This window comes from Trinickia sp. (assembly GCF_036503415.1).
In the GTDB taxonomy this organism is placed as follows: domain Bacteria; phylum Pseudomonadota; class Gammaproteobacteria; order Burkholderiales; family Burkholderiaceae; genus Trinickia.
In genome coordinates this window covers 16,749-32,181 of record NZ_DASXWY010000007.1, presented here as the reverse complement: position 1 = coordinate 32,181, position 15,433 = coordinate 16,749, and the positions used below count along the sequence as shown (strand labels likewise).

At 65.7% G+C, this 15,433-nt stretch carries 14 protein-coding genes; 8 read left to right on the top strand and 6 right to left on the bottom strand.

Annotated features, from left to right (window positions below; all coding sequences use genetic code 11):
- Positions 1-5 precede the first annotated feature (5 nt).
- Complete coding sequence (locus tag VGL01_RS01110; protein WP_331566215.1) at positions 6-1,466, bottom strand: MFS transporter; 1,461 nt, start codon at positions 1,464-1,466, stop codon at positions 6-8.
- 148 nt (positions 1,467-1,614) lie between these two features.
- The gene (locus VGL01_RS01105) at positions 1,615-2,520 is read right to left on the bottom strand and encodes a dihydrodipicolinate synthase family protein (RefSeq protein WP_331566213.1); all 906 of its coding nucleotides are present in this window, start codon (positions 2,518-2,520) and stop codon (positions 1,615-1,617) included.
- 203 nt (positions 2,521-2,723) lie between these two features.
- On the opposite strand from VGL01_RS01105, the gene VGL01_RS01100 reads away from it, so the two are divergent.
- The 6 genes from VGL01_RS01100 (at position 2,724) to VGL01_RS01075 (ending at position 8,971) form a co-directional block, all read left to right on the top strand.
- Positions 2,724-3,716 (top strand): 4-hydroxyproline epimerase, encoded by a 993-nt coding sequence (locus VGL01_RS01100; RefSeq protein WP_414720142.1) that lies wholly within the window; start codon positions 2,724-2,726, stop codon positions 3,714-3,716.
- Positions 3,713-4,843: an FAD-dependent oxidoreductase gene (locus VGL01_RS01095; protein ID WP_331566211.1), complete on the top strand. Its 1,131-nt coding sequence runs from the start codon at positions 3,713-3,715 to the stop codon at positions 4,841-4,843. The genes VGL01_RS01100 and VGL01_RS01095 overlap by 4 nt, the downstream gene beginning before the upstream one ends.
- Entirely contained in the window at positions 4,836-5,138 is a 303-nt protein-coding gene (locus tag VGL01_RS01090; RefSeq protein ID WP_414720149.1) for a (2Fe-2S)-binding protein, read from the top strand. Before VGL01_RS01095 ends, VGL01_RS01090 begins: the two co-directional genes overlap by 8 nt.
- Entirely contained in the window at positions 5,135-6,412 is a 1,278-nt protein-coding gene (locus VGL01_RS01085) for an FAD/NAD(P)-binding oxidoreductase (RefSeq protein WP_331566209.1), read from the top strand. The genes VGL01_RS01090 and VGL01_RS01085 overlap by 4 nt, the downstream gene beginning before the upstream one ends.
- A 65-nt stretch (positions 6,413-6,477) precedes the next feature.
- Positions 6,478-7,239: an AraC family transcriptional regulator gene (locus tag VGL01_RS01080; RefSeq protein WP_414720141.1), complete on the top strand. Its 762-nt coding sequence runs from the start codon at positions 6,478-6,480 to the stop codon at positions 7,237-7,239.
- A gap of 304 nt (positions 7,240-7,543) precedes the next feature.
- Positions 7,544-8,971: a hypothetical protein gene (locus VGL01_RS01075; protein ID WP_331566207.1), complete on the top strand. Its 1,428-nt coding sequence runs from the start codon at positions 7,544-7,546 to the stop codon at positions 8,969-8,971.
- 31 nt (positions 8,972-9,002) lie between these two features.
- Here the strand turns inward: VGL01_RS01075 and VGL01_RS01070 are convergent, their stop codons facing one another.
- Positions 9,003-10,331 carry an FAD-binding oxidoreductase gene (locus VGL01_RS01070; RefSeq protein WP_331566205.1) on the bottom strand — a complete coding sequence of 443 codons (1,329 nt, stop codon included), beginning with the start codon at positions 10,329-10,331 and terminating at the stop codon, positions 9,003-9,005.
- Between the two features lie 40 nt (positions 10,332-10,371).
- Positions 10,372-11,298: a class A beta-lactamase gene (gene bla / locus VGL01_RS01065; RefSeq protein ID WP_331566203.1), complete on the bottom strand. Its 927-nt coding sequence runs from the start codon at positions 11,296-11,298 to the stop codon at positions 10,372-10,374.
- 106 nt (positions 11,299-11,404) lie between these two features.
- On the opposite strand from bla, the gene VGL01_RS01060 reads away from it, so the two are divergent.
- Entirely contained in the window at positions 11,405-12,271 is an 867-nt protein-coding gene (locus VGL01_RS01060) for a LysR family transcriptional regulator (RefSeq protein ID WP_331566201.1), read from the top strand.
- A 40-nt stretch (positions 12,272-12,311) separates the two neighbouring features.
- On the opposite strand, the gene VGL01_RS01055 is transcribed toward VGL01_RS01060, so the two are convergent.
- The gene (locus VGL01_RS01055; protein WP_331566199.1) at positions 12,312-13,169 is read right to left on the bottom strand and encodes a helix-turn-helix domain-containing protein; all 858 of its coding nucleotides are present in this window, start codon (positions 13,167-13,169) and stop codon (positions 12,312-12,314) included.
- Between the two features lie 372 nt (positions 13,170-13,541).
- Complete coding sequence (locus VGL01_RS01050) at positions 13,542-14,630, bottom strand: ionic transporter y4hA (protein ID WP_331566197.1); 1,089 nt, start codon at positions 14,628-14,630, stop codon at positions 13,542-13,544.
- A gap of 87 nt (positions 14,631-14,717) precedes the next feature.
- Here VGL01_RS01050 and VGL01_RS01045 point away from each other — a divergent pair, with 87 nt between their 5' ends.
- A complete protein-coding gene (locus tag VGL01_RS01045; protein WP_331566193.1) occupies positions 14,718-15,407 on the top strand; it encodes a DNA-3-methyladenine glycosylase in 690 nt (229 codons plus the stop codon).
- The last annotated feature ends 26 nt before the right edge of the window (positions 15,408-15,433 follow it).

The following is a 15,433-nucleotide window of genomic DNA, read 5'->3' as shown; positions in this document are numbered from 1 at the left end:
AGGGATCAGCGGCCGCCCTGAACGCCGGCCTCGTCCGTTGCGCGAGCAGCCGAACGTTCGCGCGCATGTGCGTCGGGGTGGATGAAGCGGCTGAGCATCACCCCGACGACAAGCAAGCCTGTCGCGATCGCAGCCGATACCTGCAAACCGTGCATGACACCGTCTGATCCCGCCCCTCCGGCAAGCGCACCGAATGCCGCCACCCCGAGTGCGCCGCCCGCCTGGCGCGCGGTATTGAGCAGCGCCGATGCGGTTGCGGCCCGTTTCGGATCGACGGACGCGAGAATGGCCGTCGTCATGGCCGGAACGGCCAAGCCCATTCCGCCGGGAATCAGCAAGAACGGTACAAGAAGCAGCGGAAACGGCGTATTGGCCTGCGTGGCATGGAGCAGTGCATAGCCCAGCGCGCCCAGCGCGCCCCCGAGCATCATCGGAAAGCGGGGGCCACGCTTGGCGACGATCCAGCCGCTCGCGACGTTCGAGAACAGAAACCCACCGGTCAATGGCAAAAACGCCAGCCCCGCCTCGAGCGGCGTATCGCCTCGCACGCGCTGCAGATAGAGGCTGAGCACGAACACCATGCCGTAGTACGCCATATTGACGCAAATGCCGAAAACGACTGCGGCGCTGAACGTCGCATCGCGAAACAGGAAAAGCGGCAGCATCGGTGCGGCGGTCCGCGCTTCCACGAAGATCAGTGCCAGGGCGGCGAGTACTGCAGTCGCGAAGCCGGCGATGACGAGCGGATGCGCGAGGCCCAACGGACGCAACTCGATCACCGCGGCGGTGAAAGCCGTCAGCGCGACAACCGAGAGCAGTTGCCCCGGCAGATCGATGCCGATTTTCTCGCCTTTATGCCGACGCGCGGAGGCATCGAAGCTGAGCGGTATCCAGAAACGGATGGCCAGCAAGCCCGCGGCGCAGACGGGCAGATTCACGAGAAAGATGCTGCGCCATCCCCATGCCGCGATCAACATACCGCCGAGTACCGGCCCGGCTGCGATCGAAATCGCGCCCGATGCGGTCCAAAGGCCGACCGCCCGTGCGCGCAGGTCGGGGTCGTGACTGCAAGCCCGATTGAGCAATGCCAGCGAATTGGGCAGCATCGCCGCCGCACTGACGCCTTGCACCGCGCGCGCCGCAATCAGCGCTCCCGCGCCGGGGGCGAGCCCACAGGCGGCCGACGAAAGCGCGAAAAGCGCCAGTCCCCAGGCGAACAGCCGCCGCGGACCGAAGCGGTCGCCGAACACGCCGGCCGAAAGCATCAGTACGGCGAAGGCCAGCGTATAGGCATCGACGATCCATTGCAGTTCCGAAACGGGCGCATGCAGTCGGCTGCCGATGTTCGGCAAGGCGACGTTGACGATCGTCACGTCGAGTTGCGTGACGACGAAGGCGACGCTGACCGTGGCCAAAACGAGCGCGATCGTCTTCGTGAAGGAAGGGGAAGGTGTGGTCGTGTTCATGAGGCCGATGTTAGCGAAGCGATCCGGGCGACGTTTCGGTGTTGCCTGAAACGTCGGATGCGCGCCACCCGCCTCGATGCCGCACTTCGCGCCGGCGGCCGGCGCCGGGCGAAGTACGCGACAGCCGGCTATCGCCGGTTCCCGTCGATCAGAAGGCGGGCAGTTGCGGCCGCGTTTCGAGCGACTTGCGGATCAGAGCTTCGACACTGGCCCGCTCGTCGCCGGCGAGCGGCAACCGCGGCGCGCGCACGGGCTCGGTCCCGAGCCCGACGATCGTTTCGGCCAATTTGATGTTCTGCACGAGCTTGACCGAGACGTCGAGCGCGAGCAACGGGGCGAACCAGCGATAAATCTTGATGGCTTCTTCGATACGCCCTTGCTGAACGAGGCGATAAATCGCCACCGTTTCATGCGGAAAGGCACAGACGAGTCCGGCTACCCAGCCATGCGCGCCCATCAGCATCGCTTCGACAGCCAGATTGTCGACGCCGCACAGAATCGAGTAGCGCTGGCCCACTTCGTTGATGAGATCTGTCACGCGCCGCACGTCGCCGCACGATTCCTTGATCGCCACGATCTTCGGCTCGTCGGCGATTTCGGCGAACATTTCGGGAGTCATGTCGACGCCGTAGGCGAGCGGGTTGTTGTAGATCATCAGGGGCAAAGGGCTCGCCTTAGCGATGCTGCGGAAATGATGCAGCGTCTCCCGCCGGTCGGACAGATAACGCAGGCCGGGCAAGACCATATAGCCGGCTGCGCCGTGCGCGGCGGCCCGCTCGACCTGACGGCAGCCGTCGAGCGTGCTGTTTTCGGCGATCGTCAGCAAGACGGGCACGCGGCCGCGTGCGGCCTGAACCGCGATATCGAGCACTTCGAGCTTCTCGTCCAGTGAGAGCGTCGAGGCTTCGCCGAGCGAGCCGCAGACGATGATGCCGTCGACACCGGCGTCGATCTGCGCTTCGATATTCTTCGCCGTCCACGCGCGGTCTATGCTGAAATCCTCGTGAAACTTGGTCGTCACCGCGGGTAATACACCCTTCCATCCTTGTGCCATCTTTTCTCTCCAGAGCGAGGCCGATACAGGGAAACCATTTCGGCAGTGTAAGCAGCGCTCGCCGCCGAGTCTTGCGCGGATCGCGCATTCGCGATGCCGATTTCGGCACAAGGTCCCCCGAGCGCAGGGTATGCCGAAATCGGCATCCGGCACGCGCAACGGTACCAAGACGGACTGCCGCGCAGGTTCCTACCATTTGCCACATGAAGACACTACATATCATCGATTCGCATACCGGTGGCGAGCCCACGCGCCTCGTCGTATCGGACGGCCCGGATCTCGGAAACGGCCCGCTTCACGAGCGGCTCGAGCGGCTGCGCACCCACCACGACGGCTGGCGCGCGAGCATCGTGACGGAACCGCGCGGGTCCGACGTCGTCGTCGGCGCACTGCTATGCGAGCCCCACGACCCGAGTTGTACGGCTGGCGTCATCTTTTTCAACAACGTCGGCTATCTCGGCATGTGCGGCCACGGCACGATCGGTCTCGTTGCATCGCTCGCCTATATGAAGCGGATCGCACCGGGCGCGCATCGCATCGAGACGCCGGTCGGAATCGTGGAGGCGACGCTCAACACCGATCGCAGCGTCTCGGTGCGCAATGTGCCCGCGTACCGGTACCGCCATGCGGTAAGTGTGGAGGTGCCCGGCTACGGCCGGTTGACCGGGGATATCGCGTGGGGCGGCAATTGGTTTTTCCTCGTGTCCGATCACGGCCATGAACTCGAACCGGCACGTATCGCGGAGCTGACGGCATTCACGCACGAGGTTCGCGAGGCGCTCGCCGCCGCGGGCATCACCGGCGCGAACGGCGCGTATATCGACCACATCGAGCTTTTCGGACCGGGCTCGCGCGAAGGTATCGACAGCCGGAACTTCGTGCTCTGTCCCGGCGACGCCTATGACCGTTCGCCCTGCGGCACGGGTACGAGTGCCAAACTCGCGTGCCTTGCGGCGGACGGCAAGCTCGCGCCCGGTGCGCGCTGGCGACAGGAAAGCATTATCGGCAGCGTGTTCGAGGGGTCCTATGCGCTCGGCGCGAATAACGAAAGTCAGGGCGAAAGCGGCAGCCGCGAGGCGCCCGGCTCGATCGTGCCGACGATCACCGGACGCGCACACATCATGGCGGACGGCAAGCTCTGGTTCGAAGACGACGATCCCTTCGCGGCCGGCATTGCGTTGACTCGGGGCGTATGAGCGCCGACGCGATCGTCGTCGGCGCGGGGATCGTCGGCGCCGCGTGCGCCGCGGAGCTGGCGGCGCGAGGAATGACCGTGCAGGTGCTCGACGCGGCCGGCATCGGTGGCGGCGCGACCGCAGCCGGCATGGGGCATATCGTCGTCATGAACGATTCCGCGGAGGAGCTTGTGCTTTCGCGCTATTCGCGGGATTTGTGGCTCGAGCTCGCACCGCAGCTGCGCGAGCTCGACGCGTTTCGCCGCTGCGGCACCCTCTGGGTCGCGGCCGACGAGCACGAGTGGCAAGCCGCATGCGCGCTGCAGGCGACTTTCGAGCAGCGCGGCGTGAGCGCCGAACTGCTCGATCGCCATGCGTTGCGCAACTGCGAGCCCGCCTTATCGCCGGCAATGGCAGGCGGCTTGCTCGTCGAGGACGACAGCATCGTCTATGCGCCACGGGCGGCTCAGTGGTTGCTGACGCAATCGTCAGGAGCACGAACTATCGGCGTGCGCACGGGCGCGGAAGCGATCGGCGTCAGCGCCCAAACGGTCACGCTCGCGAATGGCGAGCGCTTGAGCGCGGCCTGCGTTGTCGTGGCCAATGGCATACAGGCGCGGCGCCTCGTCCCGTCGTTGCCGATCGAACCGAAGAAAGGCCACTTGCTTGTCACGGATCGTTATCCGGGATTCATCACGCATCAGTTACTCGAGCTCGGCTATATCGACAGTGCGCATCAGGCGAGCGGTACCTCGGTCGCATTCAACGCGCAGCCTCGGCCCACGGGGCAACTACTGCTGGGCTCGTCGCGTCAGTTTTCGACAACGAGTCCCGAGGTCGAGTTGGACGTGCTCGCGCAGATGCTTGCCCGATGCGCGCGCTATCTGCCCGGGCTGGCGCAATTGAACGGGTTGCGCGCGTGGACCGGTTTTCGGGCAGCCACGCCCGACGGACTGCCGCTCATTGGAAACGCGGGCCCGGGTGCACCCGGTGTGTGGATCGCGGCGGGGCACGAAGGGTTGGGTGTGACGACTTCGCTTGCCACGGCCAAGCTCCTGGCTGCGCAAATACTCGGTACGGAGCCCGCGATCGATTCGCACCCGTACCGGCCCGAACGCTTTGGGGAGAGTGCACATGTTCATGCGTGACAAGCTATCCCGTGCCGCGCATGCGCGCGACGACGCGATGGCCGAGCTGAACGTCACGATCGATGGCGTGAAGGTCGGCGTCGCGCGCTACACGACGGTCGCGGCCGCGCTCGCCATGGCCCAAGGCATTGGAGCCACGCGTGTGTCGGTCGGGGGGATGGTGCGTGCACCGTTTTGCGGAATGGGCGTGTGCCAGGAGTGCCGCGTCACGGTCGATGGGCGCGCCTACGTGCTGGCATGCCAGACGGTTTGCCGCGACGGCATGCGGGTCGAGACGGAGCACGCGCCTCGATGAAATTGGACTTCGATATCGTCGTGGTCGGCGCGGGACCCGCGGGGCTCGCGGCGGCCTGCGAAGCGCTCCGGCTGGGCAAGCGGGTGGCCATCGTCGACGACAACCCCCGCCCGGGCGGCCAGATTTGGCGTCAGGGACCGCACACGCAAGCTTCGCCGCCCATGCGTCGAATGTCGGGCGCGTTGGATACGGCCGAGAACGCGACGATACTCTCGGCGACGCGTGTCGTTGCGGCGCCGGTACCGCAGGCGCTGCTATTGGAGTCCGACGACGGTAGCGCGCGGTATGTTTCCTACTCTGAGCTGATCTTGGCCACGGGCGCACGCGAGCGGTTGCTGCCTTGCGCGGGCTGGACGTTGCCGGGCGTCACGGGGGCGGGTGGCCTGCAGGCGCTCGTCAAAGGTGGGATGCCGGTGCGGGGAGAGCGCGTCGTGATCGCCGGCACGGGCCCGCTTCTCATGGCTGCCCTCGCAACGGCACGCGCGGCCGGTGCGAACGTCGTCGCCGTGGTCGAACAGGCGACGCTCGCTTCGGTTCTACGCTTTGGGCTGTCGCTTGCCGCAACGCCCTCCAAACTTTGGCAGGCCATGCGATTGACGCGCGGCTTTGCTGGCCTCGCCTATTGGACGGACAGTGTGGTCCGCGAAGTACGCGGAGAAGGCCGCGTCGAAAGCGTCGTCGTGCGCCGGGGCATGCGCGACGTCGTGCTCGAGTGCGATCGGCTTGCTTATGGCTATGGGCTCGTGCCGAATCTGACTTTGGCATTGGCGCTCGAGTGCGATATTCGAGCCGGCGCGATCGCCGTCGACGGGCGTCAGCGCACCAGCATGGCGCACATCTGGGCTGCCGGCGAATGCACGGGTATCGGCGGCGCCGAACTTGCCTGCGTGGAAGGGCGCATCGCGGGCCTGGCCGCGAGCGGCGTGCCCATACCGCCCGCACTCGTTCGGACGCGCGAGCGATGGCGCCGCTTCGCGGCACGTCTCGACGAAGCATTCGCACTCGGCGAAGCGGCGCGCGAGCAGCCCGCGAACGATACGCTCTTGTGCCGTTGCGAGGATGTGTCGATCGGCGCCGTTGCCGGATACGCGAATTGGCGCGATGCCAAGTTGCATACCCGGTGCGGGATGGGGCCATGCCAAGGACGCATTTGCGGCACGGCCGCTCAAGTCTATTTCGGCTGGGACAGCGCGCCGCCGAGACCGCCGTTCACTCCGGCGCGCATCGGCACGCTGCTCCAGGCCGCGCCGGCGGATCGCTCGCGCACCCTATAATCGGGCGATCTTCGATTGCCGCACGCGACGCGTAAGCGATTCGCCCGAAATGGACGTTGCCGCCGATGCTTTCCCTTCCCGAGATGCCCGCCGCCGCGACGCTAGAGGACATGTTGCCGTTCTTTGCGCAATTGGAGCCTGTCTTCGATGCCCTTCCCGATGTCGTATTCTTCGTCAAGGACGAGCGAACCCGGTATGCGCTCGTGAATCGGACGCTGGCCTCCCGTTGCGGCTGCAAGGAAAAGGGCTCGCTGATCGGAAAGACGACGGAAGAGGTGTTCCCGAGCCGCTTCGCCAGCACGTATATGGCCCAGGATCGTGCGGTCCTCGAAGGCGGTCCGCCGATGATGGATCAGCTCGAACTGCATCTCTATCCGGGCCGTCAACCGGGTTGGTGTCTGAGTTCGAAGGTTCCATTGCGCAACAGCGCCGGCGCGATCGTCGGCCTGGCCGGCATATCGCGGGACCTGAAGGCAAACGAGAAAACGCATCCGGCTTATTCGCGCCTGGCGGCGGTCGTTCAACATATTCAGGAGAACTACGTTCGGCCGCTGAACCTGACGTATCTTGCCGAAATGGCCGGCATGTCGGTGGCGCAACTGGAGCGCTACTTTCACAAGGTGTTTCATCTCACGCCGCGGCAGGTGCTGCTGCAGACCCGGCTCGACGCGGCTACCGCGCTGCTGGTATCCAACGACAAAGTGACCGACGTGGCCGCGCTGTGCGGCTATACGGACCACAGTGCGTTCACTCGGCAGTTCAAGGCTACCGTGGGCGTGACGCCCAGCGAATATCGGACGTTGCTCATGAGCAGTGGCGAACGTTGACCGTTAGAGCCGGCGCGGCTGCCCTTTCATGCAATATTTGCACCGTAATGTGGAAAAACAAAAGGAGTCGGATCCGTATTGCGGCGAGCCGCTAACTTCTGACGGATTCGCGCTGATGCTATTCGGCACCGTCTCTTGACGCTGGCCCGGCCGCTGCCCGATAGTGGGCTATCCCCAGCTTCACGAACTCGGAAAAGATGCCCCTGGTCGCCACCTCGAATTGTTGTCCGGCGCTGATTCAAGAGCGCGTCTTTAAGCCTGAACGTTCGTTGCTCGTTGTAAGGAGTAGGAGTTGACGATGTTGATGAGCGAGACTGCCGCTGAGATTCAATTTCCCGCGACCTGCGCGCGGTGCGGAGTCCGCGTCGCGGAGCGCGTATCGTTCTGCCCGCATTGCGGAACGCACGCTCGACTCGCGTTCGGCAAGAGCGCACGTGAGACGCAAAGCTCGCGTGCCCCAGCCCAAGGCGCCCCAGCCCAAGGCGCGCCAGCCCAAGGCGCCCCAGCCCAAGGCGCGCCCGCCCAAGGCGCGCCCTCGCAAGAACGGAAGGAGCCCACGGCGGCGCGCGAAGGCGGCGTTCCACCGTGGACCGCGCGGCCGCAACCGCTGTTCGCAGCAGCCGGGGAGGCCGAGCCGTTTGCAGGCATCGCGGCACCCATTCGTGACTTCGGCGCCGCGGGGGGCCGTCAATGGGGCGTGAAAGCGAGCACGGCAGTCACGCTGGCCGCGTTTGTCGCGCTTTTCGGTTCCATCGTGTTGCTGCATCGTCACGACGATGCTTCGCCACACGACGAGCAAGCGCCTGTGCGGACGGTCGAAGGCAGCGTGCAGCCCGGCGCATCGGTGGGCGGCAAACCTTCTGGTCATGCCAATGACGCGCCGGCCGCGGCGGCGACGCCGCCCGCGGTAGCCGCCGCGCGCGTGCCGCCCAAGCCGGTGCCCGCTGCGCCGCCGCCTGCCCCTGCGCGGGCGCCTGCGCAGGAGCAATCCGTGGCGGCCGTGAACGTTCGTCCCGATCCGGCTCAAGTCCCCGTCGCCCCCGCGCCGCCCGCCAAGGGCAATGCGCAGAGCGCTTCGTCGAAAGTCGATGCGGCACCCGAGCGCGGACAATCGAAAGAGGCGCCTGCCGTTGCGCGACGCCAGGAGCGCAACCGCTATGCGTCGAGTGCGCCGAAGGAGGAGGCGGCGCGCCGCAGCGCGAACGCGTATACCGATGCTGCGATACCTCCGCAGCCCGCGGTACCGATGCTGCCCGGTACCGCCCCGCCCAGCGATACGCCTCGGCCCAGCATAGGCAGCTCGTCGTATTCCCTCAACGACACCCCCGCCATCCGAAGCGCAAACGCACAGCGCGAGCCGCACCAGGCCTCGGTCGAGCGCTCGATCGCGCTCGCACAGGCGAGTCTTGCAAAGGCCAATCTCGCGGCGGCGCGCCGCGCGCTCGACGCGGCACGGGCTGCCCAGCCGGGCAACAGCGAGGCGTTCATCCTTCAGCAAGACCTCGTTTCACGCGAAAGGGCACGCGACTCCGCTTTGAATTCGGCGCGCGTCTGCGCTGTGCAGCAGCAATGGAACTGCGCGTGGCACCAAGCCGGCAGCGCGTTGTCGATCGATGCGGGCAGTGTCGAAGCGAAGGCGCTCGTGCAACGCGCAATGATCGAATCGGGTGCGGCGTTCCGCCCGCCGGGTCCGGGGGCCGATGGCCCCGACGTTCCGCTACTGGCGCAATGACGACGAGCCCCGCGCGCTCGACGGCGCGGACTCAGCGTGCGTGCCTGCCCATGCGCAAGCGGGCGATGTGCTCGGCCGCTACGTCGATGCCGATCTTCGCGAGATAGTGGAGTTCCGCGGCGGCCAGGCCGAGCCGGCCATACGTCGGAACGAGTCCGAACCGCGCGAATGCCGGTGCAATGGCCTCGCGGTTGGCGATGGCGGCCGCGAGTAGTTCGCCGGCGACCGTAGTCGGCGCGACACCGTGGCCGCCGAACCCTATCGCATGCCAGATTCCGTCGGGCGTCCGCCCGATCTGGGGCATCTTGTGCCGCGCATAACTCATCAAGCCGCTCCAGGCGTATTCGATCTCGACTCCACTCAATTGCGGATAGACGCGCAGCATATCGCGTTGCAGTAGCTGCGCGATCCTTCTGGGCGACCGCTCAAAGACGGAGATGCGGCCTCCCCAGAGGAGCCTCGTGTCGGGCAGCGGGCGGTAATAGTCGAAAGCGAAACGCGTGTCATAGACCGCAGACGCACATTCGATCGCTGTTTTGAGTCGTTCGCCGAGCGGCTCCGTGGCAACGACATAGGTGGCGATCGGTAAAATGGCGCGCTCGATCGCGCGGGAGATGCCGCTCGAATAGCCGCCTGCCGCGATGACGACCTCGCGTGCCTCGATCGACCCGGCGGGCGTGTCAACGCGCAGGCCGTCTTTTCGATGCTGGATCGAGACGGCGGGGCTGCCTTCATAAATCCGGACACCGGCGGCGGTGAGCGCGCGAACGAGACCCAGCAAATACTTGAGCGGATGAAAATGAAATCCGTGCGGTTCGAGCAGCCCTCCGTGATAGCGCTCCGACTTGAGCCGCTGCCGCAGTTCGATTGCACCGATCGGTAGCCAGTCGACCCCGAAATGCTCGCGCATCGTTTCGCGCGACGCAGCAAGCCGCGCGGGCCGGCCGAACCAGTCGGCCAGGATGACGCCCGCATGCACGGCGTCGCAATCGATGTCGTATCGGGTAATGCGTCTTCGAATCAGATCGACGGCGGCCGTCGTCAGTGCGTAGAGCGCATTCGCATCGCGCTCGCCGAGGAGCCGCAACAGCTCGGCGTTCTCGAGGCTGTAGCCGCCGAAGACGAAACCACCGTTGCGGCCCGACGCGCCGAAACCGACTCGTTCGGCTTCGAGGACGACGATATCGCGAAGGCCTCTTTCGACGAGGCCGAGCGCCGTGGCAAGGCCGGCAAAGCCGCCGCCGACGATACATACCTCGGCCTGCTCGGTTCGCGCACCGAGCCGCGGCAACGCGGGGCGCGTGACCGTCGCTTCGTAATAGCTCGATGGGAGCGGGTGTGCGGTGTCGGTCCGTTGCATCAGGGTCTGTTTTCAGCGGTCATCCATACGGCCGCGGTCCTTATCCGACGATCGACGCCGCGAGCCGGCCTACCTCGGCGAGCGCCGCGTTGCGTTGTGCCGCCGCGGCCGTCGTCGCCGTCAAATAAGCAGTCACGATGATCGGTCCGCGCCCGGGCGGCCAGACGATGGCGATATCGTTCGCCGTACCGCGCTCGCCCGTACCGGTTTTATCGCCCACGCGCCAACCTTTCGGCAATCCCGCGCGAATGCGCTCGCCGCCCGTTTGGTTCGCTTCCAGCCACGCGAGCCATCGATCGCGCGAGCTCGGCGAAAGGCGGTTGCCGAGCGACAAAGTCCGCAATGTCGCCCGCATGGCCGCAGGCGAGGTCGTATCGCGAGGATCTCCAGGTAGCGCTTCATTGAGCGTCGGTTCGTTGCGATCGAGACGCGTGACAGTATCGCCCAGGCGCCGCGCGAATGCAGTGAGCCCGGCAGGTCCCCCGATGCTGGCCAGCAGCAAATTGCCGGCGGTATTGTCGCTGAGCGTGACGGCCGCTTCGCAAAGCTCGGATAGCGACATGCCTTTGCCGCCCGCGTGCTTGCCCGTTTCGGGCGAATAAGGTACGAGGTCCTCGCGGCTGAACACGATGCGCCGCGACAGATCGTCGAGCTGCTGGTCGACGCGTGCCAGCACCGCTGCCGCAGCCAGCGCCTTGAAGGTGCTGCACATGGGGAAGCGCTCGTTTTCGCGATGGCCTGCCGCGAATCCGGAATCCGTATCGAGGATCGATACGCCGAGCCGGCCGGCCACGCGCGTCTCGATTGCCGCGAGCTGCGCTTCGATCGATCGCGCGAGTTCGTTCGACGAATGCTCGCCGCCGCGAGCCGTCGATTTCGCGTCTGACGCGCGCGCCCCTCCGGGTACAGTCACAAGCCCAGCTATCAGGCCGCTCGCCACCGTGCCGATAAACTGTCGTCTTTGCATTGCCTTGCCTCCTTGGGTTGGAGACGAGAATATCGCCGATGAGGCAGGCGGCCACAATCGACGTTATTTTTTTTCAGACGATAGAAATACTTGTGGGTCGATCCAAATGGGACGTCATTTGCCGTTGAATGCGCTGCGTGCTTTCGAGTCGTCGGCGCGTCATCTGAGCTTCACGCGCGCGGCGCGCGAACTCAATGTCACGCAGGCTGCCGTGAGTCAGCAAGTCCGTATGCTGGAGGCGCGGCTCGGCACCGCATTGTTCAAGCGGCTGCCGCGCGGCCTCGGGATGACCGATGAGGGCCTGGCGCTGCTGCCGGTGCTCAGCGATGCATTCGATCGCATCGATGCCGTGCTCAGGCAGTTCGAGGGGGGCCATTTCCACGAGGTGCTGACCGTCGGGGTGGTCGGCACATTCGCGGTGGGTTGGCTCATGCCGCGTCTGACGCACTTTCGCGCGGCGCATCCGTTCGTCGAGTTGCGGTTATTGACGCACAACAATCTGGTCGACGTGGCCGCGGAGGGCTTCGATTGCGCGATTCGTTTCGGCGACGGCACCTGGCCGGGGATGCAGACCACCGAGCTGGTGCCGGCACCGCTGGGTGTGCTTTGCACGCCGGAACTCGCGGCCCGGCTGCGCTCGCCGGAAGACCTCGCCAACGAGACGTTGCTGCGCTCGTACCGGGCCGACGAGTGGGCACGGTGGTTCGAAGCAGCGGGTATGGAGACGCGGGCGCTCCGCGGTCCGGTATTCGACTCCTCGCGGCTGATGGTCGAAGCCGCGATGCAGGGTGCGGGCGTCGCGCTCGCACCGGTGCGGATGTTCGAGCACGAGTTGCACTCCGGCCGCCTCGTGCTCGCGTTCGATATCGAGGTCGACACCGGCAGCTATTGGCTCACCTGGCTGAAATCGAAACGCGTCACGCCGGCCATGCAGGCCTTCACGAATTGGATCGTCGAACGATCGGCGTCTTGATGGTGAGCGCAATGGGGGCGTGGGCAGCCCTGAAGCACCCTTAGTCGCGGCCGAGCCGCTTCGACAAATCGGCGACGAGAATGGCCAGCCGAGCGGGCTTTTCGTAGCAGGCTACGTCGAAACGGCGAATGACCTCGCTGATCTCGCTTTCGCTGGCTTTCCCCGTCAGCAAGTCCCCGGTAAGCAGGAAGATGGGCACGTCGGGTTTTGGCGAGCGGCGGATCGCTTCGATCGTCAGCGCGGCCGACTGATGCCCGAAGCGCCAATCGGTGATGACGGCGTCAAACGTTTGCGCGCGTAGGGCGATTTCCAGCATTTCCAGCCGATCGAGCACAGCCACTGCGAAGCCGTTCTGCTCGAGATAGCCGCGCAGCGCTTCGGCCGCCGCATTATCGCTATCGACAACGGCGACGGTGGGTCGGATGAGCTCGGCACGCTGCGGGCGAATCTCGATCTTGACGACTTCGCAAGCGTGCGGCTCCGGGGTGCCCTCGCAGTGCACTACGCGCCAGCGGTTGCCTTCGGGATACGCGACGAATTCGCTGCGCCGGTGAGCATTGAGCGGGCCGGCGATCCAGGCGGTGCAAGGCCATTGGGCCGCACCGACACTGAAGACCGCTTCGCGCGGGTGGGCGTCGCCCAGCCCGCTGCCGTCCGCCGATGCCGCGCCGACGAGCTGGGCGGCCGGCTCGTCGAACGCATCGGCGACCTTGCGAATCTGCGCAAGCGTCCAGGGGCTGCTGCCGCGCAACTTGCGGTGCCCTTGGGAAAAGCTCAGCGCAAGGATGCGGCACAGCTCCGTCGTCTGCTGCCGTTTCGCGATGCCGTGCCGGCTCATCAATGCGCGTACGCGCTCAGCGACGGCCAGGGAGTCCGTTGAGGTTGCGTCGTTCGTCATGCTGCTGGGGCGCTGGGTCGTCCGATGGCGATAACGGGGCCAATGGGCCAATGGGTGCCACCGCAGACGAAGGCTGCGGGGCGGCGAAGATGCACTAGGCGGGCCGTATTTTAACGGGCAACGCGCCCCGTTTTTTCGTCAAATGTGTTTCTACAGGTTACGTCTGCAACCATCGGCTGCAAAGCACTTATGTAGTAATCCGAAGTTTTTCCGTTCGACCCGCGGCAGTCGCGTTCCCAGCTTGCCCTGCGGGCTGCAACGCGGCGGGCCGCACCGGTCCTCGCACTGCAATTCGATACATTTGCGGGATTTTTCTTGCGCAATGCGGCGTGACTTTGTGCGCCGCATCGCGGTAGGCGCGCGGGCGCGAGGTCAGTGCGTGACCGAGAGGAACAGATATGCGGCGAACAGCACGAGATGGACCGCGCCCTGAAGGATCGTCGTTCGCCCGGTCGCGAGCGTCAACGTACTCACCAGGAGTGTGAGGCTCAACAGCACCGTCTCCATACCGCCGATGCCAAGCGCCAGCGGCATGCCGTTCAAGACGAACACCGCGGCCACGGTCGGAATGGTCAGGCCAATGCTCGCCAGCGCCGAGCCCAGGGCGAGGTTGAGACTCGTTTGCAATCTATTGGCGTGCGCCGCTCGCGTGGCAGCCACGCCCTCCGGCAGCAGTACGAGGGCGGCGATCACGATCCCGACCACGGCTTCCGGCGCGCCTGCCGCCTCGACGGCACGTTCCACAGCGGGAGACAGCCGCTTCGCGAGCAGCACCACGGCGACGAGACAGACGACGAGGGCGATCGCGCTCGTGAGCGTCGTGCGCGTGCCGGGCACCTCCGCATGGACCGATTCGTCTTGCGGCGCCTGGCCGCTCAGAAAGTAATCACGATGCCGGACGGTCTGTATAAAGACGAACACCCCATAGAGCACCAGCGACGCGACCCCTGCAAAGGCGAGTTGCGATGTCGACAGGACAGGCCCCGGCGCGGCGCTGAGGTAGTTCGGCATGACGAGCGTGAGAATGGCGAGAGCGGCGAGTACCGTCAGCGCGGTATTCGCACCGCTTACGCGGAAATCCTGCTCCCCATGGCGCAGGCCGCCAACGAGCAGACAGGTTCCGACGATACCGTTGCAGACGATCATGACGGCCGCGAAGACCGTGTCGCGGGCGAGCCCCGATTTTTCGGCGCCGGCTGAAAGCATGACCGAAACGATCAGGGCGACCTCGATGATCGTGACGGCGATGGCCAGCACGAGCGTGCCGAACGGCTCGCCGATCCGGTGAGCGACCACCTCGGCGTGATGCACCGCGGCGAACACGGCACCGGCGAGCGCCAGCCCGACGATGGCGAGCACGAGCGGATGCCCGTCTGCGAAGACCGAGACGCCGAGTACGAGCCATGCGAGCGGCGGCAGAATCAAGGTCCAATACGGCAAGGCGTTGGGCGAACGCGACATCGTCATTCCTTTCTTGTCGAGGGTTGGGCACGGTGCACGTCCGTTTATACATGAACTAACATGCCTCATCCGCAGATATCCCCCAACATGCCTACGAACGATCGTTTCCTGGACGCCCCACAGCGCCCACATGATGTATGCGGCCCGTCAGCGGCGATCGCAGCGCCCACACGGCTCGCGCGCGAGGAACTGCCCGTCGATACGGTGACGCTGGCCCGCTTCATGGTCGGCAAGTATCTCGTGCACGATTCGCCGCAGGGGCGCGTGAGCGGCAGGATCGTCGAAACCGAGGCCTATCCCGTCGGCGACTCCACGAGCCACGCCTACCGGGGGCTGCGGCCCTACAACGGCGCGCTCTTTTGCGCGCCTGGGCACGCGTATGTGCGGCTCGTCTATGGTGCGTCGTACATGATCAATATGTCGAGTGAAGTCGAGGGGGTGGGCGCAGCGGTGCTCCTTCGCGCGGTCGAACCCATCGAGGGCATCGCGCTCATGCAGGCGCGTCGCGCCGGTGCCCGGCATGTGGACCTTGCACGCGGGCCGGGGCGGCTTACCGCTGCGTTCGCGATCGGGCCGGAATGGGATGGAGCCGATCTTTGCGGCGGCGCCGCGCTATGGATTGGCCGCGATGCGGGCGCGGCGGTTGACGACGCCGGCTGCGCGCGCGTCGCCGCGACGAAACGAATCGGACTTTCTCGGGAGATGCACGCGCTGCTGCGTTTTTACGCGTGCGGCAGTCCGTTCGTCAGCGGACCGAAACGATTGCTGGCAACGTGAAGCGATTCCAGCGTTGCCAGCAATCT